Raw genomic sequence first — 24,943 nt, forward strand, 5'->3', positions numbered from 1 at the left:
TCAGGCGGAGTCGGGCCAGGCAAGGGGACGGTGGTCTTCGATGAGCTGCAACAGGCGCTGGCAGGTCTCGGCGAGGGAGCCGGAGTTGTCCAGCAGGCGGAGATCGGCGTTCTCGCCAGCCAGCAGGGTGTCGGCAAATCCGGCATTGCGCGCCAGGCGGGCTTCGATTTCTTCCGCCGACTCACGGCCACGGGCATGCAGGCGTGTACGCAGGACGCTGTCCTCCACCGTCAGTAGCACGGCCAACAGGTGTGGATAACGTCGACGCGCTTCCGGCAGGTAGCCACGGGAGCCGTTTACCAGCACGTCGTCGCCCGCAGCAAGCCAGTCGTCGATCACTCGGGGGATGCCATAGGACAGGCCATTGGCGAACCAGCTCATGGCGAAGTCACCACGGGCCTCGCGTTCGGCGAACACTTCGGGACTGACAGCTTCCGCCAGCTCGCCCCTGGCCTCTGCAGAACGCGTGATCACCCGGCGCGCAACACGGCAGCCCTGCCCGCCCAGGCGCTCTCGCACGGCATCCAGGAGGCTGTCCTTGCCGGAACCGGACGGGCCGATGAGATAGATGAGCCTGCCTGTCATGAATGCACCTGGTAGGAGTGAGTTGCGAACGATGGTCACGGAGGGGAGCCGTGGAAGCTGGTTTGAAAATTTTGAACCGCTTTTATGGCAGCGCAAAGGATTCTTTTGCGAAGGGCGTGGTCTGACAACTGCAGCTACCCTTTAGAGTGATGGCCAGACAGCATCATGATGCCTTCATGGACCTTGAATGGGGCTTCGAGGAGCAATGCGGCTGTCGGAATGTGCTCAATGAGGGATTTAGAGCGGTGGAAGCAGCATTTGGGAATTGTCTGGAAAGTGTTCAGCCACTCGCAATTCGGACAATTGGTGCTGGCCAAAAGCCGCTATAACGATCACAATCCGACACCAATTTGACGTCAAGGAAACGTTTTGCTGACCTTAGGGTCATACCGATTCGAATCGCGAAACTGGCTGAACAATTGCTGCCAAGAACAGTCAAACCGGTGACAATCTTGCAGCTCATTGCCAGCATCGCTTTCCTGAACTAACCGGTTGAATGTATGCGCCCTATGAAACAGGCTATCTATTCCAGTCGTACGGCTGACAAATTCGTCGTTCGCCTCCCCGAGGGTATGCGCGAGCGCATTGCTGTCGTGGCCCGCAACCACCATCGCAGCATGAACTCCGAGATCATCGCCCGCCTCGAGCAAAGCATGCTCCAGGAAGGCGCCCTGGACGAAGGCGTTTCCATGCGCCTGGACAGCCCGGAGCTGAGCCTGCACGAACGCGAACTGCTGCAGCGTTTCCGCCAGCTCTCCCGGCGCCAGCAAAACGCACTGGTTGCGCTGATCGCCCACGATGCAGAACTGGCTGCCGAGGAGTCGTGAGACTGCCCCGCACTGATTGAAGAAGCCGGCAATTGCCGGTTTTTTCATGCCTCCGATTCGAGGTTCGGAGCGGCGCCCGCATTCCTGCCGCCGCAGAAACGAAGAAGCCGCCCTTGCAAGGCGGCTTCTTCATTTGTCTGCGCGGGTCAGAGCAGGAACAGGGTGGCAAGCCCAAGGAAGATGAAGAAGCCGCCACTGTCGGTCATGGCCGTGATCATCACGCTGGAACCCATGGCCGGGTCGCGCCCCATGCGCGTCAGGGTCATGGGAATCAGCACCCCCATGAGCGCCGCGAGCAACAGGTTCAGCGTCATGGCGCCCGTCATCACCGCACCCAATGACCAACTGCCGTACAGGTAGTAGGCCACCAGGCCAATCACCCCACCCCAGATCAGGCCGTTGATGAGCGCCACGCCCAACTCCTTGCGCAGCAGGCGCGAAGTGTTGCCCGTCCCGACCTGGTCGAGCGCCATGGCGCGGACGATCATGGTGATGGTCTGATTGCCGGAATTGCCGCCAATACCGGCGACGATGGGCATCAGCGCGGCAAGGGCCACCAGTTTCTCGATGGAACCTTCGAACAGGCCGATTACTCGGGAGGCGATGAAGGCGGTGACCAGATTGACTGCCAACCAGGCCCAGCGGTTGCCCACCGATTTCCAGACCGAGGCGAAGATGTCTTCCTCCTCGCGCAGACCGGCCATATTGAGGACTTCGTTTTCGCTCTCCTCGCGGATCAAGTCGACCATCTCGTCGATGGTCAGACGGCCGATCAGCTTGCCGTTCTTGTCCACCACCGGCGCCGACACGAGGTCGTAGCGCTCGAACGCCTGGGCGGCATCGTAGGCATCCTCATCCGGATGGAAGCTCACCGGGTCGGTGGCCATTACTTCGGCCACTTCCTTGTCCGGATCGTTCACCAACAGACGCTTGATGGGCAGGACGCCCTTGAGGACACCGTCGTAATCCACCACGAAAAGCTTGTCGGTATGGCCGGGCAGTTCCTTGAGGCGGCGCAGGTAGCGCAACACCACTTCCAGGGCCACGTCATCACGGATGGTGACCATCTCGAAGTCCATCAACGCGCCGACCTGGTCTTCCTCATAAGACAGCACGGAGCGAACGCGCTCGCGCTGCTGCGCATCGAGGGACTCCATCAGCTCGTGAATCACATCTCTCGGCAACTCGGGCGCGAGATCGGCCAGCTCGTCGGCATCCATTTCCTTGGCCGCGGCGAGCAGCTCGTGATCGTCCATGTCGGCGATCAGCGACTCCCGGACGGCGTCGGAGACTTCGAGGAGGATGTCGCCGTCGCGCTCCGCCTTGACCAGCTGCCAGACCGTCAGGCGGTCATTCAGCGGCAGGGCTTCGAGGATGTGGGCGATGTCGGCAGGGTGCAACTCGTCCAGCTTGCGCTGAAGCTCGGCAAGATTCTGCCGGTGAACGAGGTTTTCAACGAGGTCGCGATGCTGGCCTTCCTGACGGTGGGTCAGGTCCTCTACCAGCTTGTGGCGATGCAGCAGATCGATTACCTGGGCCAGGCGGTCCTGCAGGCTCTCTTGCGGCTTTTTGGCTTCTACTTCAGTCATATAGCGCGCTCCACCCCCAGCGGCGGGGCGCGCCGAAATGGGGTCAGACAGTCATTTCGCGATTGTGCAATCGGGATTCTGAGTAACTACTGGGTAAGTCCATGATGGTTGTCCGAATGCCCCGGCGGGGCTGACCGCGCAATGATAACACCGCCATTCGACTCACGCGTTACAAAATCGTGGAAAGAACAATCGCTTGCATCGCATAGCTGGGATTGCCCTCACCTTGGTGCGACGAAAGCAACCTTCTGTAGGACACGCCCACGCAAAGAAATTCACCGGATACGCTCGAGAGCCCATGCCAAGGAGAAGGCACCATGAAACGACTCTCGATCCTCGCTCTCGTCACCCTGCCCTGTTTGCCGCAATCCCCACTGAATGCGGCATCCGTCTTCCGCTGCAGCGACGCCGAAGGCAACGTCAGCTTCAACCAGCATGGCTGCCCGCCGGACAGCCAAGTCGAATATCAACGCACCAGGACGCTGAACCTGCTGAACAGCGAGCCGATACCGGAGGAAAACGGCAGCCGGTACTTTCCGAGTCAGAACTGGGAAAGCCCTGAACGCTCCACGGAAATAGTAGTTGTCGGTGAACGAGCAGAAGTCTGCGGCAACCTGATTTCGCCGCAGGAGCGGCGCAAGGCGATCATTCGCAAGCAGGTCCGCAAGGGCATGACCCGCGCCGACGTCGAAAGTGCACTGGGCAAGCCGGATCGCATCAGCGGCACCAATGGCCAGGTCCGGTACCACTACAAGGCGAAGCAAGGCGCCGGCCAGCAAGTGGCGTTCGACGAGGACGGCTGCGTGAAAAGCGGGCGCTGAACAGAAAAAGAAAAGGGCCTGCATTTCTGCAGGCCCTTTCGGTATGGCGCACTCAGGAGGATTCGAACCTCCGACCGCCCGGTTCGTAGCCGGGTACTCTATCCAGCTGAGCTATGAGTGCGTGTGGTGTTTTTAGACCAGATCACCTCTGGTTTTCCAACCATCCAGCCCAAGCCAAATGTTCAGAAAATGGCGCACTCAGGAGGATTCGAACCTCCGACCGCCCGGTTCGTAGCCGGGTACTCTATCCAGCTGAGCTATGAGTGCGTTGTGGGCGCGCATTATAGGGAATTTTCAGCCTTGGTCAACTGTTTTTTCGAGAAGTTTCAATAACTTATCGATCTACCACTGACCACCCTACAACACGAAATATGGCGGAGAAGGGGGGATTCGAACCCCCGACACCCTTTTGAGGTGTACTCCCTTAGCAGGGGAGCGCCTTCGGCCACTCGGCCACCTCTCCGCAACACGGGGCGCATGATATCCATGTTTTCCCCGTTTGCAAAGCAAAAAATGCAGAAAAATTAGTGGCTTGGTTCCTGGTCTTTCTCTTTCTGTATGCGCTGGTAGATTTCTTCGCGATGCACGGCAACCTCCTTGGGAGCATTGACACCAATGCGCACCTGATTACCTTTCACGCCAAGCACGGTCACAGTGACATCGTCACCCACCATCAGGGTCTCTCCGACCCGGCGAGTCAGAATCAGCATTCCTTTCTCCTTACGGATTCGTTTCGGGACAACAGTCTGCAAAAAAGAAATGGTTACGGCCCCGGCACGGAACTGCCGCTGGAGCTTACACCCAAGTATTGACCAGCCCCGGCAAAAGGAAAGTTCCACCGTAGCGGCCAAAAACGACAAAAGGCGCGGGATGAGCCGCGCCTTTTGGAATTTGCCTTACTCGCCCTGTCGAGACGGGGCGTCCAGTTCGAAGGCGGTGTGCAGTGCACGGACCGCCAGCTCCAGGTATTTCTCTTCGATCACCACGGAAACCTTGATTTCCGAAGTGGAGATCATCTGGATGTTGATGGTTTCCTTGGCCAGGGCTTCGAACATGCGGCTGGCAACGCCAGCGTGGGAGCGCATGCCAACGCCAACGATGGAGACCTTGGCGATCTTGGTGTCGCCGATCACTTCACGAGCACCGAGTTCGCTAGCGGTCTGCTCCAGCACGCGCTGGGCGTTCTGGTAGTCGTTGCGGTGGACGGTGAAGGTGAAGTCGGTGGTGTTATCGTGCGCCACGTTCTGCACGATCATGTCCACTTCGATATTGGCGGCACTGATCGGGCCCAGGATCTTGAATGCCACGCCGGGGATGTCCGGCACGCCACGGATGGTCAGCTTGGCTTCGTCGCGGTTGAAGGCGATGCCGGAGATGATCGGCTGTTCCATGGATTCCTCTTCATCAAGGGTAATGAGGGTGCCCGGACCCTCCTGGAAGCTGTGCAGCACGCGCAGCGGGACATTGTATTTGCCGGCGAACTCCACCGAGCGAATCTGCAGCACCTTGGAGCCGAGGCTGGCCATTTCCAGCATCTCTTCGAAGGTGATCTTGTCCAGGCGCTGGGCCTGGGGTACCACACGCGGGTCGGTGGTGTAGACGCCATCTACATCTGTGTAGATCTGGCACTCATCGGCCTTCAGCGCCGCAGCCAGGGCCACGCCAGTGGTATCGGAACCGCCGCGACCGAGGGTGGTGATGTTGCCGTGCTCATCCACGCCCTGGAAGCCGGCGACCACGACCACGCGGCCGGCCTTGAGGTCGGCGCGGATCTTCTGGTCGTCGATCTGCAGGATACGCGCCTTGTTGTGGGCGCTGTCGGTGAGGATGCGCACCTGGTTCCCGGTATAGGAAACCGCCGGCACGCCGCGCTTGATCAGCGCCATGGCCAGCAGGGCAATGGTCACCTGCTCGCCGGTGGAGACCATCACGTCCAGTTCGCGCGGTACCGGCTGCTCGCTGATCTGTTTGGCCAGATCGATCAGGCGGTTGGTTTCGCCGCTCATGGCGGAAACCACGACCACGATGTCATCGCCGCCTTCGCGGAACTTCTTCACCTTCTCGGCCACCTGCTCGATGCGCTCGACAGTGCCGACCGAGGTCCCCCCAAACTTCTGTACGATCAAAGCCATTTCAAAAGCCGCCTAATCCCGTGAAGGGCGCCCATTAAACAATCAACGCAGAACACTGCCAAGGTCCGCCGGGCGTGGGGCGGACCGCTGGCGGCGGGCCTCAGAGGCCCTGTTCGACGAACGGTGCGGCCAGGGCCAGAGCCTGCTCCAGGGCCGCGGCGTCGGTACCGCCGCCGCGCGCCATGTCAGGGCGACCACCGCCCTTGCCGCCAACCGCTGCCGCGGCCTGCTTCATCAGATCGCCGGCTTTGAGTTGGCCGGTCAGGTCCTGGGTGACGCCGGCGACCAGTGTCACCTTGCCCTCCAGCGCACTGCCGAGCAGGATCACTGCGCGGCCGAGCTTGTTCTTCAATTGGTCGACCAGCGCCAGCAGCGCGTCGCCGTCCAGTCCGTCCAGGCGCGCAGCCAGCACCTTCACGCCTTTCACATCGATGGCGGAAGCAGCCAGGTCGTCGCCAGCGGCGCTCGCCGCCTTGGCCTTGAGCTGTTCCAGCTCCTTCTCGAGCTGGCGGTTGCGCTCCAGCAGCGCGGACAGTTTGTCCAGCAGGTTGTCGCGGCTGCCTTTGACCAGGCCCGCGGCTTCCTTCAGTTGTTCTTCGGCACCGTTCAGGTAGGTCAGCGCTGCAGCGCCGGTCACCGCTTCGATGCGGCGCACGCCAGCGGCCACGCCGCCTTCGCTGGTGATCTTGAACAGGCCGATGTCGCCGGTACGGGACACGTGGGTGCCACCGCAGAGCTCTACGGAGAAATCGCCGCCCATGGTCAGCACGCGGACCTGGTCGCCGTACTTCTCGCCGAACAGGGCCATGGCGCCTTTCGCCTTGGCGGTGTCGATGTCGGTCTCTTCGGTCTCGACTTCACTGTTCTTGCGGATTTCGGCGTTGACGATGTCTTCCAGGGCCTTCAGCTGTTCGGGCTTGATGGCCTCGAAGTGGCTGAAGTCGAAGCGCAGGCGCTGGCTGTCCACCAGGGAGCCCTTCTGCTGGACGTGGTCGCCCAGCACGCGGCGCAGGGCGGCGTGCAGCAAGTGGGTGGCGGAGTGGTTGAGCGCTGTAGCCTGACGGACCGTGGCATCGATCTGGGCGGTAACGGCGGCGCCGACGCGCAGGGTGCCGTGATCGACCACGCCGTGGTGCAGGAAGGCACCGCCGGCCTTGGTGGTGTCACGTACATCGAAGCGCAGGCCGCTGGCGGCGATGAAGCCGCAGTCGCCCACCTGGCCGCCGGACTCGGCGTAGAACGGGGTGCGATCCAGGACCAGCACGCCCTCCTCGCCTTCGGCGAGCTGCTCGACGGCCTGACCGTCCTTGAACAGGGCGATCACCTTGCCTTCACCGTGGGTGCAGACATAGCCGGTGAAATCGGTATCGACGTCGACCTTGACCAGGGCGTTGTAGTCCATGCCGAAGGCGCTGGAGGCGCGGGACAGTTCGCGCTGCTTCTCCATCTCGCGCTCGAAGCCTTCCTCGTCCAGGGTCAGGCCGCGCTCACGGGCGATGTCGCCGGTCAGGTCCATGGGGAAGCCGTAGGTGTCATAGAGCTTGAACACCACATCACCCGGGATGACCGTGCCGGACAGCCCAGCCAGATCCTGCTCGAGGATGCGCAGGCCCTGCTCCAGGGTCTTGGCGAACTGTTCTTCCTCGGTCTTCAGCACGCGTTCGATATGCGCCTGCTGCTGCTTGAGCTCGGGGAAAGCCTCGCCCATCTCGCCCACCAGGGCGGCGACGATCTTGTGGAAGAAACTGCCCGTCGCGCCCAGCTTGTTACCGTGGCGGCAGGCGCGACGGATGATGCGGCGCAGCACATAGCCACGGCCTTCGTTGGACGGCAGTACGCCATCGGCGATGAGGAAGCTGCAGGAACGGATGTGGTCAGCCACCACTTTCAGCGACGGGGCGTCGTCATTGGCGCAGCCGATGGCTTCGGCGGACGCCTTGAGCAGGCTCTGGAACAGGTCGATCTCGTAGTTCGAGTGCACGTGTTGCAGCACCGCACTGATGCGCTCCAGCCCCATGCCGGTGTCCACGCTGGGTGCCGGCAGCGGGTGCATCACACCGTCGGCCGTGCGGTTGAACTGCATGAACACGTTGTTCCAGATCTCGATGTAGCGGTCGCCGTCTTCTTCCGGCGAGCCGGGCGGGCCGCCCCAGATTTCCGGACCGTGGTCGAAGAAGATCTCGGTGCAGGGACCGCAGGGGCCGGTATCGCCCATGGCCCAGAAGTTGTCGGAAGCGTAAGGGGCGCCCTTGTTGTCGCCGATGCGCACCATGCGCTCGTGGGGAATGCCGACTTCCTTGGTCCAGATGTCGTAGGCCTCGTCATCGCTGGCGTAGACGGTGACCCAGAGCTTCTCTTTCGGCAGTTTCAGCCACTTGTCGCCGGTGAGGAATTCCCAGGCGTAGTGAATGGCGTCGCGCTTGAAGTAGTCGCCGAAGCTGAAGTTGCCCAGCATTTCGAAGAAGGTGTGGTGGCGCGCGGTGTAGCCAACGTTTTCCAGGTCGTTGTGCTTGCCGCCGGCACGCACGCATTTCTGGCTGGTAGTGGCACGGGTGTAGGCGCGCTTTTCCAGGCCAAGGAAGCAGTCCTTGAACTGGTTCATCCCCGCGTTGGTGAACAGCAGGGTCGGGTCGTTGCCCGGAATCAGGGAGCTGGAAGCGACACGGGTATGCCCCTTCTCTTCGAAGAAGCTCAGGAAGGCTTCACGGATTTCTGCGCTTTTCATAGGTTCTTCCACGGAAACTGCGGCCACGACGGCGGTGCAAATCGTTATCGGCGAAGGACGGCAAGTGGAAATCGGCGAAAAAGCAGCAGGTTTTCAAGAAAATTCCGGCAGTTCCCGCCTATTTCCAACATTGCACGCGAAACTCGCAGCCGTCTGGCGACAGGCATACGAATCACCGGCAAAGGGCCGCATTATATCGGCCCTGCGCCAGCGGGATAGTCTCTTTGTGCGATAGATGGCGGCTATTTATGCACGCCGCCGATTCAGGCGCGGCGGAACGCGGCGAAAGCCTCGATCACCCGGGCGATATCGGCGGCCTGCACATCCAGGTGGGTAACCAGGCGCAGGCGCGCGGCCGGGCTGACACGGATACCCTGACTGGCGAGGAACTCGCCCAGGGCACGTGCCTGATCGCCGACCTGCACGTAGACCATGTTGGTCTGCACCGGCTCGACGTCATGGCCCAGCTCCCGCAACCCCGATCCCAGGCGCTCGGCATTGGCGTGATCCTCCGCCAGGCGCTCGACCTGGTGATCCAGCGCATAAAGTCCGGCCGCTGCCAGCAAGCCGGCCTGGCGCATGCCGCCGCCGACCATCTTGCGCAGCCGCCGAGCCTTGGCAATCAACGCCGCACTACCACAGAGCACAGAACCCACCGGCGCACCGAGGCCCTTGGACAGGCAGACGGAAACCGAGTCGAAGTGGCGGGTGATCTCGCGGGCATCCACCCCCTGCTTCACCGCCGCGTTGTACAGCCGGGCGCCGTCCAGGTGCAGGCCCAGGCCGCGACGACGGGTCAGCTCGCGCGCCGCCGCCAGGTACTCCAGCGGCAGGACCTTGCCCTGCATGGTGTTTTCCAGGGCCAGCAGCCGGGTGCGGGCGAAGTGGAAGTCGTCCTGCTTGATGGCGGCCTCGACCCTACCGAGATCCAGGCTGCCGTCGGCTTCGCCGTCGATGGGCTGGGGCTGGATGGACCCCAGCACGGCGGCGCCGCCACCTTCGTACTTATAGGTGTGGGCCTGCTGGCCGACGATGTACTCGTCACCACGCTCGCAGTGGGCCATCAGTCCCAGCAGGTTGCTCATGGTGCCGGTCGGCACGAAGAGCGCCGCCTCGAAACCCAGGCGCTCGGCCAGGCTCGCCTCGAGGCGGTTCACGGTGGGGTCTTCGCCATAGACATCGTCGCCCAGCTCGGCGCGCTGCATGGCCTCGCGCATGCCGGCGGTGGGTTGGGTGACGGTGTCGCTGCGCAGGTCGATCAGGCTCATTCCGGGCTCCTTGGATGGGCGAAGAGCCCGATCCTAAAGCCCGGCGCCATACGGGTACAGGTACAGAAAGAAATAAAGGCGCAGAATCTGTTCACGGTCTTGCGAGCCAGCGCCATGCAAGGCGCAACGAGCAACGGGAGAAACAGCCGAAGGCTGACCCAAAGGGTGAGCGCCAGCGAATCAAGGCTGGCGAGGAAGCGGAGTTTGCGAGCTGTAAATGAGCATTCCGACCGGGCCGGTGCTCCAGCCCGCTTTCAATGGAGCAGGGCCGACGCGCAGCAGATCCTGGATAGGTTTCAGACGTCGGCGGGAACGATGAGAATCCCGGCACGCAAACCGTTCTTCACCCTGGGATTGGGGAAGATGATGCGGGCGCCCTGCTCTTCCACGACCCAGCGGGTGCCCGCGATGTCTTCGGCCAGCAGGTAGCCCACGGGCAATTCGCTGAAGTTCTCGATATCAGGCGCCAGGTGCAGTTGGAACGATTCGCTGTGCTTGATGATCTCGCGCGATACCGAGAACAGTTGCAGCCCGTCCAGGCTGTCACCGTCGGTCTTCGGCTCACTCCCTTCGATCAGCGCCTTCAGGCGCGTTTCGAGGCGGTCGAGATTGACCTCCTCGTTGCTGCCGAAAGGCCGTGCCTTGCCCAGCTCCAGGGTGAAGGCCTCTGCATCCAGACTTGCGTAGGTGTAGGAACTGAAGGTGATGCCGGTCTTGTTCTGCAGCAGCACGGCATCGATGCCGGCGTCCCGCAGGCGAGCCAGTTCCTGGCGCGAATGCTCGCGGCCTTCCACATAGGGATAGAGGGCGAACTGTTCGATCTTCGAGCCACGGATGGCAGTGTGCAGGTCGTAGTGCAGGCGGGCGCGATCAGGCTTGCTGAAGAAGGCGGCGGCGTAGCGCTCCAGCTCTCCGGCGCGCATGGCTTCGAAACCGCTGGATTCGGCGTGGCGACCATTGAACAGGCGATTGACGTCCTGCTCGACGTAGCGCTCACCGCGACGAATGGCTTCGGGGTTGCCCAGCAGGAAGAGAATGCGGGCGCGCGGCTTGAGCTGGCCACGGGCAATGGCCTGGAGCAGGCGGTCCAGCAGTTCGATCGGAGCGGTTTCGTTACCGTGCACCCCGGCCGAAAGCAGCAGGTCGAGCCCAGTGTCTTCGGCGGCCGGCGGGGTGACGTCCAGCGCCCCCTCGCCCAGCCAGTGCAGGCGCACGCCCCCGGATGTCAGCTGGATCTTCTCGGTCGGCTCACGGCCGGCGAGGGTCAGTTCAAGCAGTTTTCCGAGGGCTAGCATCCTGTTACCTCAATGATCGTGATCGCAGTCGGGACCATGCACATGGTCGTCGTCGGCGTCAGCCGGTTCCATCTCCAGCTGCAAGCTGACCAGGTTGGTGGCCAGCGGGCGCAGCAGCAGGTTGGCGTACTCGGTGTCGTCTTCCTCGACGTCCACGCCGATCAGCAGCTGGCCGTTGCCAGCCTGCTGGATCCAGACTTCCTTGCCCTGCCAGACGACGGCAAACCGGGTGCAGGAGGTTTCGAGCTGGGTGCCGTCGGTATCTTCGAGGATGAGTTGCAGGGCGTCGGACATTTCAGGGTTCTCAGTTGAGCTGGAAGGGATAAACAGCGCCCAGTTTAAGGATCTGCGTCAGTTCATCCAATGCCGTCCGGCACTCCGACAGCAATTGAGGGTCGGCCAGGTCGGATTCGCTGAGGCGGTCACGGTAGTGCTTCTCGACCCAGGCGGTCAGGGTGGCGTGGAGCTCCGGGGTCATCATCACCCCCTGGTTCACCGCCGCCAGCTCATGTTCCTTCAGTGCCACGCGCAGGCGCAGGCAAGCCGGACCACCGCCGTTCTGCATGCTCTGCTTGAGGTCGAAGACCTTCACTTCGCGAATCGGACCCTGAGCGGAGGTCAACTCGTTCAGGTAGCTCCAGACGTTGGCGTTGGCACGGCACTCTTCCGGCACGATCAACAGCATGCTGCCGTCGGCGCGGCTGAGCAGCTGGCTGTTGAACAGGTAGGAGCGCACCGCATCCTCCACGCTCACCGCACTGCGCGGCACACGCACCGCCTGGAAGCGGCCGCCACGCTTGCCCAGCTTGCCATCCAGTTCGGCCAGCACCTTGTCGGTCTCGAGGAAGGCATCCTCGTGGTAGAACAGCACTTCGCCATTACCCACCGAGATCACGTCGTTGTGGAACACGCCCTGGTCGATCACCGCGGGGTTCTGCTGAGCGTAGACCACGCCTTCCGCGCCCAGCCCATGGAGACGGGCGATCGCCTGGCTGGCTTCCAGGGTCTGCCGTGCCGGGTAGCGCTGCGGGGAGGGGTAGCGGGCGTCGAACGCGCTACGACCGAAGACGAAGAACTCGACACCGGCTTGACCGTAACCGTTGCAGAAACGGGTGTGGTTGGCAGCACCCTCGTCGCCGAACTGGCCGACCGCCGGCAGGGCTGCGTGGTGAGCGAAGAACTTGTCGTTGGCGAACATGGCGCCCAGCACGCGACTGGTGGTCGGGTGCTCGATGGAACGGTGGAACTTGCAATTCAGGTTGGCAGCGGTGAAATGCACACGGCCGTCCGCAGTGTCGGCGCTGGGGCTGACGGTGCAGGAGTTGGCGGTCCACATACTGGAGGCCGAGCTGCAGGCAGCCAGCAGCGGCATGGCTTCCTTGGCGGCCTTGGCGATGACTTCCGCATCGGTGCCGGAGAAGCCCAGGCTGCGCAGGGCGGCGACGTCCTGACGCTCCTGCGGGGCGAACACGCCCTGCTTGAAGCCCATTTCCATCAGCGCCTTCATCTTGCCCAGGCCCTGCAGTGCGGCTTCCTTCGGGTTGGAGGTCGCCTGGCTGTTGCTCTGCGAGGCGACGTTACCGTAGGACAGGCCACCGTAGTTGTGGGTCGGGCCGACCAGTCCGTCGAAGTTCACTTCATAGGCGTTCACAGGCTGACTCCTGGAGTAAGGGTTGCAGGCAGGGCAAGGGTTTCGCTTTCCAGCGAGGCCACCGGGTAGGCGCAGTAATCAGCGGCGTAGTAGGCGCTGGCGCGATGGTTGCCGGAGGCGCCGACACCACCGAAGGGCGCACTGCTGGCGGCGCCGGTCAGTTGCTTGTTCCAGTTGACGATGCCGGCGCGGCTCTCGATGAGGAACTGCTGGTAGCGCTCGGCGGAGTCCGACAGCAGGCCGGCGGCCAGGCCGTACTGGGTGGCATTGGCCTCGGCGATGGCGGAATCGAAGTCGCGGTAGCGGATCACCTGCAGCAGCGGGCCGAAGAACTCTTCGTCCGGACGATCGGCAACGGCGGTCACGTCGAGGATGCCCGGGGTCAGCAGCGCGGCATTTTGCAGCGGCTGGGACATGGCCAGCAGTGCCACCGCGCCGCCAGCAATCAGGTGTTCCTGAGCCTTGAGCAGGTGACGGGCGGCGTCCAGGGAAATTACCGAGCCCATGAAGGGCGCGGGCTGGGCGTCGAACGCGCCGACCTTGATGGTGCTGGCGACGCTCACCAGGCGCGCCAGCAGGGCGTCGCCCCAGGCGCCTTCGGGCACCAGCAGGCGGCGGGCGCAGGTGCAGCGCTGGCCGGCGGAAATGAAGGCGGACTGGATGATGGTGTAGACAGCGGCATCCACGTCCTGGACCTGGTCGACCACCAGCGGGTTGTTGCCGCCCATCTCCAGGGCGAGGATCTTGTCCGGACGGCCGGCGAACTGCTGGTGCAGCAGGTTGCCGGTGCGGCTGGAACCGGTGAAGAACAGGCCGTCGATACCCGGATTGCCGGCCAGGGCCACGCCGGTTTCACGAGCGCCCTGCACCAGGTTCAAGACGCCAGCCGGCAGACCGGCCTCGACCCAGCACTTCACCGTCAGCTCGGCGACCTTCGGGGTCAGCTCACTGGGCTTGAAGATCACCGCGTTGCCCGCCAGCAGCGCCGGCACGATGTGCCCGTTGGGCAGGTGGCCCGGGAAGTTGTAGGGACCGAAAACGGCCACCACGCCGTGGGGCTTGTGGCGCAGCACCGCAGTGGCGTCCGCCAGCGGTCCGCTTTTCTCGCCGGTGCGCTCGCGGTAGCTCTGGATGGAGATGGCGACCTTGTTGACCATGCTGGTCACTTCGGTGGCCGACTCCCACAAGGGCTTGCCGGTTTCTTCGCCAATGCAGCGAGCGAGTTCGTCGGCATGGTTGCGCAGGGTAACTGCGAACTGCTCGAGGATGGTGATGCGCTCTTCCAGCGGGCGACGGGCCCAGGCCGGGAAAGCGGCACGGGCGGCCTTCACGGCTTCGTCCACCTGGGCGGCATTGGCGCCACGGCCGGACCAGACGGCCTCCTGGGTTACCGGGTTCAGCGAATCGAAGGCTTCGCCCTGCCCTGCCTGCCAGTTACCAGCGATGAAATGGGTGCTCATTTAGACGGACTCCTTGGCCGACAGCGGTACGGCGCGAACCGAAGCGCCGGCGGAGAGTTTCAGGCGCTTGGCGGTCAGCGCATCCACCACCAGGGTCCCGGCCGCCAGGCGGGCCGGAGCAGCGGTGATGCGGCAGTCTTCGCGCTTGCGGTTGTGGATCAGGAAAGGCGTGGCGTCTTCGCCAGGGGTGCCGACGGCCAGGACCAGGTTCTGGCTATCGCGCACGGCGCGGATCTTCGACGTTTCGCATTCGATGGCCGGGCCGGCGTCGAAGATGTCGACGTAGCCCTGGTAGCTGAATCCTTCCCCCTTGAGCATCGCCAGTGCCGGCTCGGTGTCGCTGTGCACGCGACCGATGACATTGCGCGCGGCTTCGGAGAGGAAGCAGGTGTAGAGCGGGAACTTGGGCATCAGTTCGGCGATGAACGCCTTGTTGCCGACGCCGGTGAGGTAGTCGGCGCGAGAGAATTCCATCTTGAAGAAATGCCGGCCGAGGCTTTCCCAGAACGGCGAAACGCCATTGGCATCGGACATGCCACGCATCTCGGCGATCACCTTGTCACCGAACAGCTCGGGGAATTCCGCGATGAACAGGAAGCGCGCCTTGGACAGCAGACGCCCCTTCAGGCCGGTGCGGTGGCCGGCATGCAGGAACAGCGAGCAGAGCTCGGAATTGCCGGTCAGGTCGTTGGCCAGGAACAGCGTGGGGATCTGGCGGTGGATGTGCAGCTCCTGGGAGGCACTGACAGTCAGGCCGACCCGGTAGTTGTACCAGGGCTCGCGCAGGCCCACGGCGCCAGCCACGGCGGAAATGCCGATGACGGTGCCATCGTCGTCCTCGAGCACGAAGAGGTAATCCGCGTCGGCCCGCTCGGCCTCACCACGGAATGCCTTCTCCGCCCAGCCGACGCGATGCGACAGGCGCGCCTCATTGGCCGGCAGCGTGGTCAGGCCCGCGCCGGTGCTGCGCGCCAGGTCGATCAGGGCCGGTAAGTCGGCGCTGCGTACGGGACGAACGATCATAGTGCCTCCAGAAATTTCGCTCCCTTCCGTCCGGGAAGGCAGCCAGGGAGAGGGCCGTGCCCTCATCCGGCCCCACCAGGGGCCACCTCCTCCCGGCGGGAGGAGGGTCAAAGACTCAAACCGCGATCAGGCGGACGCTGGCGCCTTCGCCAACCCCGAGGGCCTCGGCGGCTTCTTCGCCGAGCACCACAGGCTTGCCGGGAACCCAGTCGAGTTCGGCGACGATGGCGCGGAAATCCTGCAACTGGCCGTTGCACACCAGGTACTGGCGACCGCCCTTGCCCTGCTCGCCCAGCTTCACTGGCACCATGCGGCTCTGCGCGATGGAGCGGATGCTCGAGGTACGGGCGTGAAGGGTCGGGCCGCCATCGAAGATGTCGATGTAGTTGTCGGTCTCGAAGCCTTCACGCATCAGGATGTCGAAAGTGATCTGCGCACGCGGGTGCACCTGGCCCATGGACTCCTGGGCTTCATCCGGCAGCAGCGGCACGTAGATCGGGTAATGCGGCATCAGTTCGGCGAGGAAGGTGCGGCTCTTCAGGCCGGACAGGCGCTCGGCCTCGGTGTAATTGAGGTCGAAGAAGTTGCGCCCCACGGCATCCCAGAACGGCGACTCGCCGTGTTCGTCGCTGTAACCGACTATCTCCACCACCACGGCATCGGCGAACCGCTCCGGGTGGCTGGCCATGAACAGCAGGCGGCTACGGGAGTTGAGCTCGGCGATGGGGGTGTTCACCAGGTCGCGCTCGACATAGAAGCTGGTCAGCAGGCTGTTGCCGGTCAGGTCGTGGCAGAGCGAGAGAACGTGGATCTTGTTGTGGATCGAAAGCGAACGAGAGGCATGCACGAAGGTCTCGTTGCGGAAGCTGTAGAAGGGCTCGGAGAAGCCGGCGGAAGCGACGATCGCCGAGCAACCCGCCAGGCGACCGGTCGCGGTGTCCTCGAGGACGAAGAAGTAGCTCTCCTCGCCGTTGAAGCTCACCTCGGCGGAGAAAGACGCCTCGGACGCGGCAATCTTCTCGCCCAGCACCTCGGCGTCATCCGGCAACGAAGTGACACCCACGGGGCTATCCGCAGCCAGACGCTGGACTTCAGCGAGATCGGCCATTTGCGCGGGGCGCATCACCAACATGGGGGTCACTCCTTTTTCTTGTTGAAAACTCCGAACGAACCAGTGGTTCCATCCGGAGAAAAGCCGGGCCCCAATGGCCCGCACTCATGCGTGAATCTGTTCCGTCCCTGGGATCGCAGCGCAGCGCTTCCCTGCGCTGCGTCCAGCAGAGGCTTACGCCTGGGTCAGCTTGGCGACGGCACGCTCGAAGCGGTCCAGGCCTTCGTCGATGTCCGCATCCGGGATCACCAGGCTGGGCGCGAAGCGCACCACGTCCGGGCTGGCCTGCAGAACCATCACGGCTTCCTTCTCGGCGGCGTTCAGCACGTCCTTCGCCTTGCCCTTCCAGGCATCGGAGAGGACGGCGCCGATCAGCAGGCCCAAACCACGAACTTCGGTGAAGATGCCGTACTTGGCGCCGATGGCCTCGAGGCGGGTCTTGAAGCGGTCATGCTTGGCATTGATACCGCTCAGCACTTCCGGGGTATTGATCACATCCAGCACGGCCTCGGCTACGGCGCACGCCAGCGGGTTGCCGCCATAGGTGGTGCCGTGGGTGCCTACCGACAGGTGCTTGGCGATTTCGGTGGTGGTCAGCATGGCGCCGATGGGGAAACCGCCGCCCAGGCTCTTGGCGCTGGAGAGGATGTCCGGGGTCACGCCGTAGTGTTCGTAGGCGAACAGGTGGCCGGTACGGCCCATGCCGCTCTGCACTTCGTCGAAGATCAGCAGCGCGTTGTGTTCGTCACACAGCTTGCGCGCGCCTTCCAGGTAGGCCTTGTCCGCCGGCAGCACGCCGCCCTCGCCCTGCACGGGTTCCAGGACCACGGCGCAGGTCTTGTCGGAGATGGCCGCCTTCAGGGCTTCCAGGTCGTTGTAGGGCACATGGCTGATGCCTTCCATCTTCGGACCGAAGCCGTCGGAGTACTTCGGCTGGCCGCCAACGGTCACGGTGAACAGGGTACGACCGTGGAAGCTGTTGGTGGCGGAGATGATTTCGTGCTTCTGCGGGCCATAGACGTCATGGGCATAACGACGGGCCAGCTTGAAGGCCGCTTCGTTGGCCTCGGCACCGGAGTTGGCGAGGAACACGCGCTCGGCAAAGGTGGCGTCCACCAGCTTCTTGGCCAGGCGCAGGGCCGGCTCGTTGGTGAAGACGTTGGATACGTGCCAGATCTTGTTGGCCTGTTCGGTCAGCGCATTGACCAGCGCGGGGTGCGCATGGCCCAGGGAGTTCACTGCGATACCGCCGGCAAAATCGATCAGCTCGCGACCGGACTGGTCCCAGACTCGGGAACCCTGGCCACGCACCGGGATGAAAGCGGCGGGGGCGTAGTTGGGAACCATCACCTTGTCGAAATCGGCGCGCTCGACCTGCGCATGCTCAACGGACATCAGTTTCTCCTGCCATGAACGGCTAGTGATGAAAGGATTGTAGGGACTGATTCGGGGTTGGCATTGCCGCCATGCGACAACTTCTTACAGCGCCACCCCCGCGAAAACCGGCGCTTATGGAAATGCGACAGAAAGCGTCGGGAAGGCGCAGTTTAAACGCTGATCGCCGCCGCTACGCACCCGTCGGGAAATTTTCTCCACGGGGTGACTGGCGGGTATCGAAAGAGGAAGAGGAAGAGGAAGAGGAAGAGGAAGGAGATCGTGGGAGCGAATTCATTCGCGAAAGGACCGCATAGCGGTCCTGGGTTACCAGACGCAGGACCACCCCCTGCAATCGCGAATGAATTCGCTCCCACAAGGGAAGGAAGCGTTTTTCTAGCCCCGCTCCGCCACCGGCGCCGGCTGCTGGGTTTCGAAGGGACTGACGCCGCGGCGCTGGTTGCGGTCTTCGCGCGGGGTGACGCCGAAGAAGTTGCGGTAGGCGCTGGAGAAGTGCGGGCCGGAAGAGAAGCCGCAGGACAGGCCGATCTGGATGATCGATTTGCTGGTCTGCATCAGCATCTGCCGCGCCTTGTTCAGGCGCAGTTCCAGGTAGTACTGGCTGGGCACGCGATTGAGGTATTGCTTGAAGATGCGCTCCAGTTGGCGACGGGACACACAGACGTGCTGGGCAATCTCGTCGGTGGTCAGCGGCTCTTCAATATTGGCTTCCATCAGCAGCACGGCCTGGGTCAGCTTCGGATGGCTGGAACCCAGACGGTTCTGCAACGGGATGCGCTGGCGCTCCCCGCCTTCACGGATACGCTCCACGACGAGCTCTTCGGAGACCGCACCCGCCAACTCGGCGCCATGGTCGCGGGCCAGTACGGCCAGCAGCAGGTCGAGCACCGCCAGGCCACCGCAAGCGGTGAGACGGTCGCGATCCCAGTCGAACAGATGACTGGTGGCGATCACCTTGGGAAAACGTTCGGCGAAATCGTCCTGCCAGCGCCAGTGCACTGCCGCGCGATAGCCATCCAGCAGCCCCAGGTGCGCCAGGGGATACACGCCAGCGGAAAGGCCACCAACCACGCAACCGGCACGCACCGAATGCTTGATCGCCGCGGAGAGGGCCGGGGATATCTGCGCTGGCGGCTCGTCGGCCACCAGGAACAGGCGCTGCAGGCCATCCAGCTTGCCGGCCCAGGCCTCGCCCGGCAGGCGCCAGGCACCTTCGGCAGCCGGTTCGGCCTGCAGGAAGGAGATCTCGTAAACCACTTCCGGATGCAGTCGCTGGGCGACACGCAGGGCTTCCTCGGCCAGCGCCAGGGTCAGCGCCTTGGTACCGGGCCAGAGGAGAAAGGTGATTCGATGGGCAGTCATGGCAGGCAGCTTAGCAGACCCCGGCAAAAGGAAAGGGACAAGGCGAAACAGGGTTTCGAATGCGGTGCGGCGGCCCTGGGGCCGCCGCGTCGTGGATCACTTCAGGCTGCCGGAGAGGAACTGCTTGAGGCGATCGGATTGCGGGTTGGCCAGCACTTCCTTCGGGCAACCGCGCTCTTCCACCAGGCCCTTGTGCAGGAACACCAGCTGGTTGGACACCTCACGGGCAAAGCCCATTTCGTGCGTCACCACAACCATGGTGCGGCCTTCCACGGCCAGGTCCTTCATCACCTTCAGCACTTCGCCCACCAGCTCCGGGTCCAGCGCCGAGGTGGGTTCGTCGAACAGCATCACCTCCGGCTCCATGGCCAGGGCACGGGCGATGGCCACGCGCTGCTGCTCACCGCCGGACATGTGCGCCGGGTAGGCATCCTTGCGATGGGCCACGCCCACCTTGGCCAGGTAGTGCTCGGCCTTTTCGATGGCTTCCTTCTTCGGCACGCCGAGCACATGCACGGGCGCTTCGATCACGTTCTCCAGGGCGCTCATGTGCGACCACAGGTTGAAGTGCTGGAACACCATCGCCAGGCGCGAGCGCATGCGCTGCAGCTGCTTGGGATCGGACGCCTTCAGGCCGCCGTCGCGGTTGGCTACGAGCTTCAGCTCCTCGCCATTGAGGAGGATCTTGCCGCCGTGGGGCTGCTCCAGCATGTTGATGCAGCGCAGGAAGGTACTTTTGCCCGAGCCGCTCGAGCCGATGATGCTGATGACGTCGCCGGCCTTGGCCGCCAGGGACACGCCCTTGAGCACTTCGTGGCTGCCGTAGCGCTTGTGCAGGTCTTGGACTTCCAGTTTGTACATGGTGGGGGCTCTCTGTGCGATTCGTGGAAAGTCAGGCCTTGCGCGGGGCCAGGTAGGCCAGGTAGCGGCGCTCGGCGGCCTTGAACAGGCGCACCAGGATGAAGGTCAGGCAGAGATAGAACAGACCGGCCGTGATGAAGGCCTCGAACGGCAGGTAGTACTGCGAGTTCACGGTACGCGCGGCGCCGGTGATGTCGATCAGGGTGACGATGGACGCCAGGCTGGTGGTGTGCAGCATCATGATGACTTCGTTGCTGTACTGCGGCAGCGCACGGCGCAGGGCCGACGGCAGCAGGATGCGGCGATAGAGCTTGGCGCGGGACATGCCCATGGCCTTGGCCGCTTCGATTTCGCCGTGAGGCGTGGCCTTGATGCTGCCGGCAAGGATTTCTGCGGTATAGGCGCTGGTGTTGATGGCAAAGGCCAGGCAGGCGCAGAAAGTCGCATTGGACAGGTAGGGCCAGAGCGCGCTCTCGCGCACCCACTCGAACTGGGCCAGGCCGTAGTAGATGAGGAACAGCTGCACCAGCATCGGGGTGCCGCGGATCACATAGGTGTAGAGCCAGGCGGGGAGGTTCACCCACGGCTGCTTCGACACCCGCATAAGCGCCAGCGGCACGGCCGCAGCCAGGCCGAGGGCGAGGGAAATCGCCAGGAGCTTGAGGGTTACCAGCACGCCACCGAAGTAGAGCGGCAGGCTCTCCCAGATCACGTTGTAGTCGAAGATCATAGTTCAGCCGCCTTGATGCCTACGGAGTAGCGCCGCTCCATGAAGCGCAGGGCCAGCAGGGAAATGCTGGTCAGCACCAGATAGAGCGCGGCAACCGCGAGATAGAAGGTGAAGGGTTCACGGGTCGCGTCCGCTGCACTCTTGGCCTTGAACATCATGTCCTGCAGGCCGACCACCGAGATCAGCGCAGTGGCCTTGGTCATCACCAGCCAGTTGTTGGTGAAGCCGGGAATCGCCAGACGGATCATCTGCGGCACCAGGATGCGGAAGAACACCTTGGTCCCGCTCATGCCGTAGGCCAGGCCCGCCTCGCCCTGCCCTTTAGGAATCGCCATGAAGGCGCCACGGAAGGTTTCGGACAGGTACGCACCGAAGATGAAGCCGAGGGTGAAGACACCGGACCAGAACGGATCGAGGTCGATGTAGTCCTCATAGCCGACCATGGGAGCCACGACGTTCACCAGCTGCTGGCCGCCGTAGAAAATCAGCAGGATCAGCACCAGATCGGGAATACCGCGAATCACGGTGGCATAGGCTTCACCCATCAGGGCCAGCCACTTGACCGGGGAAAGCCGGAAGGCCGCACCCACCAGGCCGAGCACCACCGCCAGGGATATGGAAGACAGGGCCAGCAGCAGGGTGAGCCAGGCACCATCGAGAATGGTCGAGCCGTAGCCGTTGAGCATGATCAGATCCTCATGCAGCGCGCCGGGTTGCACCAGGCGGCACCGCCACAACGAAAAAGTGGCACAAACCGCAATCTGAAGTTTGTGCCACTTTCAAGGAAAAGCGATTACTCGCCGTAGACGTCGAAGGTGAAGTACTTGTCCTGTACTTCCTTGTACTTGCCATTGGCACGAATGGCGGCAATGGCAGCAGTGATCTTGTCGGCCAGGGCCTTGTCACCCTTGCGCACGGCGATACCGGCGCCTTCACCGAAGTACTTCTGCTCGGTGTAGTCCGGCCCCACCAGGGCGAAGCCCTTGCCGGCGTCGGTCTTGAGGAATCCGTCGTCGATGTTCACGGCGTCGGCCAGGGTGGCATCCAGGCGGCCGGCGGTCATGTCCAGGAAGATCTCGTTCTGCGAGCTGTAGCGCACCACCTCGACACCGGCGGGTGCGAAGACATCGGTCGCGTAGCGGTCGTAGACGGAAGCGCGCTGCACGCCAACCTTCTTGCCCTTCAGGTCCACCAGCGGGTCGTTGATCACGGTGCCGGCCTTCATCGCCAGCTTGACCGGGGTCTGGTAGTACTTGCCGGTGAAGTCCACGGACTTCTTGCGCTCTTCGGTAATGGTCATGGAGGAGAGCACGGCGTCGAACTTGCGTACTTTCAGAGCCGGGATCAGGCCGTCGAACTCCTGCTCGATCCACTGGCACTTGACCTTCATCTCCTCGCACAGGGCGTTGCCGATGTCGTAGTCGAAGCCGGTGATCTTGCCGTCCGGAGTCTTGAAGGCGAAGGGCGGGTAAGCGGCTTCGATACCAATGCGCAGGGGCTTGGCGTCGTCAGCGATAGCAGCCAGCGGCGACAACAGGGACAGCGCCATGGCGCCGAGAAGTGCAATCTTCTTCATGTTATGACTCCTTCAAAGGGATATGGCTTCTGTTGGCAGCGTGAGAGTTCGCCCAGACGGTCCACGAAATTGTAGAAAGAGTCGTCGTCTTTGCTGGCTGAAGGCCGTGCGCAAAAGGCTCCGACTGGGTGTGCGGCATTCTAGCCACACCCCTTAAGTCGATATTTCTTCAATGCGACAACAAATTACAGAAGGACCGGAGAGAGGGAGAAACAGGATTGACAGGCACCGAGAAAAGTGCCGGGAAGATCAAGCACAGAACCAATAAACAAGGCAATTATCGGACCATAAATTACTGAAGCCTTTTATCTCGAGGCCTGGCGAATTTCATCTTGTTCCCGGGCGCGCGAAAAACGCCTTGAATGAGCGCGAGTCGTTCCCGATGGAACCAGTTCAGTGCGCGTTGTAACCACACCTGTTACTTGCCCCCTCCTCGCCCACCGGAAATCCGATACGAATTCGGCATTTGCCGTCGGAAGTGGACAAACTGCATCGCGAATTCAATAACGCCGGAAATGCAAAACCCCGCCGCGGCTTGTGGCCGGGGCGGGGTTTTGCGACAGGCTCCGATCAGGCGGCCTGCATGGTGCGATGAGTATCGATGAGGTGCTGCACCACTCCGGGATCAGCCAGGGTGGAGATGTCGCCGAGGGCGTCGTATTCGGCGACGGCGATCTTGCGCAGGATACGGCGCATGATCTTGCCCGAGCGGGTCTTCGGGAGGCCCGGAGCCCACTGGATCACATCCGGGGTGGCGATCGGACCGATCTCCTTGCGCACCCAGGCCTTGAGTTCCTGGCGCAACTGCTCGGAGGCTTCCTCGCCGGCATTCAGGGTGACGTAGACGTAGATGCCCTGCCCCTTGATATCGTGCGGCACGCCTACTACCGCAGCCTCGGCCACCTTCGAGTGAGCAACCATGGCGCTCTCGATTTCGGCCGTCCCCATGCGGTGGCCGGAGACGTTCAGCACGTCATCCACGCGACCGGTGATCCAGAAGTAGCCGTCTTCATCGCGACGGGCGCCGTCGCCAGTGAAGTACATGCCCTTGAAGGTCTTGAAGTAGGTGTCGACGAAGCGGTCGTGGTCGCCGAACAGCGTACGGGCCTGACCCGGCCAGGAGTCGATGATCACCAGGTTGCCTTCGGCCGGCCCATCGATGATGTTGCCCAGGTTATCCACCAGCGCCGGCTGCACGCCGAAGAAGGGACGCGCGGCGGAGCCCGGCTTCAGCGCATGGGCCCCCGGCAGCGGGGTCATCAGGCAGGCGCCGGTTTCGGTCTGCCACCAGGTATCGACGATCGGGCAACGGCCCTGGCCGACGTTCTCGTAGTACCAATGCCAGGCTTCCGGGTTGATCGGCTCACCCACCGAACCCAGCAGGCGCAGGCTGGACCCATCGGCACCTTCGACCGCGGCCTTGCCTTCGGCCATCATGGCGCGAATGGCGGTTGGCGCGGTGTAGAGGATGTTCACCTTGTGCTTGTCGACGATCTTCGCCACGCGGGTGACATCCGGGTAGTTCGGCACGCCTTCGAACATCAGGGTGGTGGCGCCGTTGGCCAGAGGGCCGTAGACCAGGTAGGTGTGACCGGTCACCCAGCCGATGTCGGCGGTGCACCAGAAGACTTCGCCCGGGCGGTAGTCGAACACGCGCTCATGGGTCAGCGAGGCGTAGACCAGATAGCCGCCGGTGGTGTGCAGCACGCCCTTGGGTTTGCCGGTGGAGCCGGAGGTGTAGAGGATGAACAGCGGGTCCTCGGCGCCCATTTCCTTCGGGGCGCAGTGGCTGGACGCGACCTTCATCAGGTCCTCGTACCAGACGTCGCGATGCTGGTTCCACTTGATGTCGGCACCGGTGCGCTTGACCACGACGATCTTCTGCACGCTGCAGGTTTCGGGGTTGGTCAGGGCGTCATCGACGTTGGCCTTCAGCGGCACCTTCTTGCCACCTCGCACGCCTTCGTCGGAGGTGATCACCACCTTGGATTTGCAGTCGATGATGCGGCCGGCCAGGGCTTCGGGGGAGAAGCCGCCAAACACCACGGAATGGATGGCGCCAATGCGGGTACAGGCCAGCATGGCGACCACGGCTTCCGGGATCATCGGCATGTAGATGGTCACCACGTCGCCACGGTGCACGTCCTGGCCACGCAGGGCGTTGGCGAACTTGCAGACGCGCTCGTGAAGGTCGCGGTAGGTGATGACTTCGTGCTCGGCCGGATCATCGCCTTCCCAGATGATCGCCGGCTGGTCGCCGCGCTCGGCGAGATGGCGATCCAGGCAGTTGGCGGAGACGTTTAGGCTGCCGTCGGCGAACCACTTGATGTCGACGTGGTGATCGTCGAAGGAGGTCTGCTTCACCTTGGTGAAAGGCTTGATCCAGTCCAGGCGCTTGGCCTGTTCACGCCAGAATCCATCGGGGTTGATGACAGATTGCTGGTACATGGCTTTGTAGGTCGCTTCGTCGGTGAGGGACTTGGCGGCCACTTCAGGGCGGACCGGATACAGAGAAGCAGCACTCATGGGTCT

21 protein-coding genes and 3 tRNA genes are annotated in these 24,943 nt (G+C 63.0%); 2 read left to right on the plus strand and 22 right to left on the minus strand.

Annotated features, from left to right (window positions below):
* Positions 1-585 (minus strand): phosphonate metabolism protein/1,5-bisphosphokinase (PRPP-forming) PhnN, encoded by a 585-nt coding sequence (phnN, locus tag FXN65_RS20610; RefSeq protein WP_151135885.1) that lies wholly within the window; start codon positions 583-585, stop codon positions 1-3.
* Between the two features lie 500 nt (positions 586-1,085).
* Here phnN and FXN65_RS20615 point away from each other — a divergent pair, with 500 nt between their 5' ends.
* Complete coding sequence (locus FXN65_RS20615) at positions 1,086-1,412, plus strand: Arc family DNA-binding protein (RefSeq protein ID WP_151135887.1); 327 nt, start codon at positions 1,086-1,088, stop codon at positions 1,410-1,412.
* A gap of 146 nt (positions 1,413-1,558) precedes the next feature.
* Here the strand turns inward: FXN65_RS20615 and mgtE are convergent, their stop codons facing one another.
* The gene (mgtE, locus tag FXN65_RS20620; RefSeq protein ID WP_151135889.1) at positions 1,559-3,001 is read right to left on the minus strand and encodes a magnesium transporter; all 1,443 of its coding nucleotides are present in this window, start codon (positions 2,999-3,001) and stop codon (positions 1,559-1,561) included.
* Positions 3,002-3,318: 317 nt separating this feature from the next.
* Here mgtE and bamE point away from each other — a divergent pair, with 317 nt between their 5' ends.
* On the plus strand, positions 3,319-3,822 hold the full coding sequence (gene bamE / locus FXN65_RS20625) for an outer membrane protein assembly factor BamE domain-containing protein (RefSeq protein WP_151135890.1): 504 nt from the start codon (positions 3,319-3,321) through the stop codon (positions 3,820-3,822).
* A gap of 44 nt (positions 3,823-3,866) precedes the next feature.
* Here bamE and FXN65_RS20630 read toward each other — a convergent pair.
* The 20 genes from FXN65_RS20630 to acs form a co-directional block, all read right to left on the minus strand.
* Positions 3,867-3,943, minus strand: a tRNA-Arg gene (locus FXN65_RS20630).
* Between the two features lie 69 nt (positions 3,944-4,012).
* A tRNA-Arg gene (locus FXN65_RS20635) sits at positions 4,013-4,089 on the minus strand.
* A 105-nt stretch (positions 4,090-4,194) separates the two neighbouring features.
* Positions 4,195-4,285 (minus strand) — tRNA-Ser (locus tag FXN65_RS20640).
* Positions 4,286-4,346: 61 nt separating this feature from the next.
* Positions 4,347-4,532, minus strand: a complete 186-nt coding sequence (csrA, locus tag FXN65_RS20645; RefSeq protein ID WP_003283978.1) for a carbon storage regulator CsrA — start codon at positions 4,530-4,532, stop codon at positions 4,347-4,349.
* Positions 4,533-4,718: 186 nt separating this feature from the next.
* Positions 4,719-5,954 (minus strand): aspartate kinase, encoded by a 1,236-nt coding sequence (locus tag FXN65_RS20650; RefSeq protein ID WP_151135892.1) that lies wholly within the window; start codon positions 5,952-5,954, stop codon positions 4,719-4,721.
* 100 nt (positions 5,955-6,054) lie between these two features.
* On the minus strand, positions 6,055-8,679 hold the full coding sequence (gene alaS, locus FXN65_RS20655) for an alanine--tRNA ligase (RefSeq protein WP_151135894.1): 2,625 nt from the start codon (positions 8,677-8,679) through the stop codon (positions 6,055-6,057).
* A gap of 263 nt (positions 8,680-8,942) precedes the next feature.
* The gene (ltaE, locus tag FXN65_RS20660; protein ID WP_151135896.1) at positions 8,943-9,947 is read right to left on the minus strand and encodes a low-specificity L-threonine aldolase; all 1,005 of its coding nucleotides are present in this window, start codon (positions 9,945-9,947) and stop codon (positions 8,943-8,945) included.
* A gap of 296 nt (positions 9,948-10,243) precedes the next feature.
* On the minus strand, positions 10,244-11,242 hold the full coding sequence (astE, locus tag FXN65_RS20665) for a succinylglutamate desuccinylase (RefSeq protein ID WP_151135898.1): 999 nt from the start codon (positions 11,240-11,242) through the stop codon (positions 10,244-10,246).
* Positions 11,243-11,251: 9 nt separating this feature from the next.
* The gene (locus FXN65_RS20670) at positions 11,252-11,536 is read right to left on the minus strand and encodes a topoisomerase II (RefSeq protein ID WP_151135900.1); all 285 of its coding nucleotides are present in this window, start codon (positions 11,534-11,536) and stop codon (positions 11,252-11,254) included.
* A gap of 10 nt (positions 11,537-11,546) precedes the next feature.
* Positions 11,547-12,893, minus strand: a complete 1,347-nt coding sequence (gene astB, locus FXN65_RS20675) for an N-succinylarginine dihydrolase (RefSeq protein ID WP_151135902.1) — start codon at positions 12,891-12,893, stop codon at positions 11,547-11,549.
* A complete protein-coding gene (gene astD, locus FXN65_RS20680; RefSeq protein WP_151135904.1) occupies positions 12,890-14,353 on the minus strand; it encodes a succinylglutamate-semialdehyde dehydrogenase in 1,464 nt (487 codons plus the stop codon). Before astD ends, astB begins: the two co-directional genes overlap by 4 nt.
* A complete protein-coding gene (gene astA / locus FXN65_RS20685; protein WP_151135906.1) occupies positions 14,354-15,376 on the minus strand; it encodes an arginine N-succinyltransferase in 1,023 nt (340 codons plus the stop codon). It abuts the gene before it with no gap.
* 115 nt (positions 15,377-15,491) lie between these two features.
* The gene (gene aruF / locus FXN65_RS20690; protein WP_151135908.1) at positions 15,492-16,508 is read right to left on the minus strand and encodes an arginine/ornithine succinyltransferase subunit alpha; all 1,017 of its coding nucleotides are present in this window, start codon (positions 16,506-16,508) and stop codon (positions 15,492-15,494) included.
* Positions 16,509-16,661: 153 nt separating this feature from the next.
* The gene (locus tag FXN65_RS20695; RefSeq protein ID WP_151135910.1) at positions 16,662-17,882 is read right to left on the minus strand and encodes an aspartate aminotransferase family protein; all 1,221 of its coding nucleotides are present in this window, start codon (positions 17,880-17,882) and stop codon (positions 16,662-16,664) included.
* Between the two features lie 375 nt (positions 17,883-18,257).
* Entirely contained in the window at positions 18,258-19,244 is a 987-nt protein-coding gene (gene argR, locus FXN65_RS20700) for a transcriptional regulator ArgR (RefSeq protein ID WP_151135912.1), read from the minus strand.
* 96 nt (positions 19,245-19,340) lie between these two features.
* A complete protein-coding gene (aotP, locus tag FXN65_RS20705) occupies positions 19,341-20,105 on the minus strand; it encodes an arginine/ornithine transport ATP-binding protein AotP (RefSeq protein ID WP_151135914.1) in 765 nt (254 codons plus the stop codon).
* 31 nt (positions 20,106-20,136) lie between these two features.
* Positions 20,137-20,835 (minus strand): ABC transporter permease, encoded by a 699-nt coding sequence (locus tag FXN65_RS20710; protein WP_151135916.1) that lies wholly within the window; start codon positions 20,833-20,835, stop codon positions 20,137-20,139.
* Positions 20,832-21,521: an ABC transporter permease gene (locus tag FXN65_RS20715; protein WP_151135918.1), complete on the minus strand. Its 690-nt coding sequence runs from the start codon at positions 21,519-21,521 to the stop codon at positions 20,832-20,834. The genes FXN65_RS20710 and FXN65_RS20715 overlap by 4 nt, the downstream gene beginning before the upstream one ends.
* Before the next feature lie 107 nt (positions 21,522-21,628).
* Complete coding sequence (locus tag FXN65_RS20720) at positions 21,629-22,411, minus strand: ABC transporter substrate-binding protein (RefSeq protein WP_151135919.1); 783 nt, start codon at positions 22,409-22,411, stop codon at positions 21,629-21,631.
* 570 nt (positions 22,412-22,981) lie between these two features.
* Positions 22,982-24,937 carry an acetate--CoA ligase gene (gene acs / locus FXN65_RS20725; RefSeq protein ID WP_151135921.1) on the minus strand — a complete coding sequence of 652 codons (1,956 nt, stop codon included), beginning with the start codon at positions 24,935-24,937 and terminating at the stop codon, positions 22,982-22,984.
* Positions 24,938-24,943 lie beyond the last annotated feature (6 nt).

The sequence above is a fragment of the Pseudomonas lalkuanensis genome (genome assembly GCF_008807375.1).
In the GTDB taxonomy this organism is placed as follows: Bacteria; Pseudomonadota; Gammaproteobacteria; order Pseudomonadales; family Pseudomonadaceae; genus Metapseudomonas; species Metapseudomonas lalkuanensis.

Excerpts from the sequence above, each read along its gene's own strand:
- phnN (WP_151135885.1), bottom strand. The coding sequence starts at position 585 with ATGACAGGCAGGCTCATCTATCTCATCGGCCCGTCCGGTTCCGGCAAG.
- FXN65_RS20615 (WP_151135887.1), top strand. The coding sequence starts at position 1,086 with ATGCGCCCTATGAAACAGGCTATCTATTCCAGTCGTACGGCTGACAAA.
- mgtE (WP_151135889.1), bottom strand. The coding sequence starts at position 3,001 with ATGACTGAAGTAGAAGCCAAAAAGCCGCAAGAGAGCCTGCAGGACCGC.
- bamE (WP_151135890.1), top strand. The coding sequence starts at position 3,319 with ATGAAACGACTCTCGATCCTCGCTCTCGTCACCCTGCCCTGTTTGCCG.
- csrA (WP_003283978.1), bottom strand. The coding sequence starts at position 4,532 with ATGCTGATTCTGACTCGCCGGGTCGGAGAGACCCTGATGGTGGGTGAC.
- FXN65_RS20650 (WP_151135892.1), bottom strand. The coding sequence starts at position 5,954 with ATGGCTTTGATCGTACAGAAGTTTGGGGGGACCTCGGTCGGCACTGTC.
- alaS (WP_151135894.1), bottom strand. The coding sequence starts at position 8,679 with ATGAAAAGCGCAGAAATCCGTGAAGCCTTCCTGAGCTTCTTCGAAGAG.
- ltaE (WP_151135896.1), bottom strand. The coding sequence starts at position 9,947 with ATGAGCCTGATCGACCTGCGCAGCGACACCGTCACCCAACCCACCGCC.
- astE (WP_151135898.1), bottom strand. The coding sequence starts at position 11,242 with ATGCTAGCCCTCGGAAAACTGCTTGAACTGACCCTCGCCGGCCGTGAG.
- FXN65_RS20670 (WP_151135900.1), bottom strand. The coding sequence starts at position 11,536 with ATGTCCGACGCCCTGCAACTCATCCTCGAAGATACCGACGGCACCCAG.
- astD (WP_151135904.1), bottom strand. The coding sequence starts at position 14,353 with ATGAGCACCCATTTCATCGCTGGTAACTGGCAGGCAGGGCAGGGCGAA.
- astA (WP_151135906.1), bottom strand. The coding sequence starts at position 15,376 with ATGATCGTTCGTCCCGTACGCAGCGCCGACTTACCGGCCCTGATCGAC.
- aruF (WP_151135908.1), bottom strand. The coding sequence starts at position 16,508 with ATGTTGGTGATGCGCCCCGCGCAAATGGCCGATCTCGCTGAAGTCCAG.
- FXN65_RS20695 (WP_151135910.1), bottom strand. The coding sequence starts at position 17,882 with ATGTCCGTTGAGCATGCGCAGGTCGAGCGCGCCGATTTCGACAAGGTG.
- argR (WP_151135912.1), bottom strand. The coding sequence starts at position 19,244 with ATGACTGCCCATCGAATCACCTTTCTCCTCTGGCCCGGTACCAAGGCG.
- aotP (WP_151135914.1), bottom strand. The coding sequence starts at position 20,105 with ATGTACAAACTGGAAGTCCAAGACCTGCACAAGCGCTACGGCAGCCAC.
- FXN65_RS20710 (WP_151135916.1), bottom strand. The coding sequence starts at position 20,835 with ATGATCTTCGACTACAACGTGATCTGGGAGAGCCTGCCGCTCTACTTC.
- FXN65_RS20715 (WP_151135918.1), bottom strand. The coding sequence starts at position 21,521 with ATGCTCAACGGCTACGGCTCGACCATTCTCGATGGTGCCTGGCTCACC.
- FXN65_RS20720 (WP_151135919.1), bottom strand. The coding sequence starts at position 22,411 with ATGAAGAAGATTGCACTTCTCGGCGCCATGGCGCTGTCCCTGTTGTCG.
- acs (WP_151135921.1), bottom strand. The coding sequence starts at position 24,937 with ATGAGTGCTGCTTCTCTGTATCCGGTCCGCCCTGAAGTGGCCGCCAAG.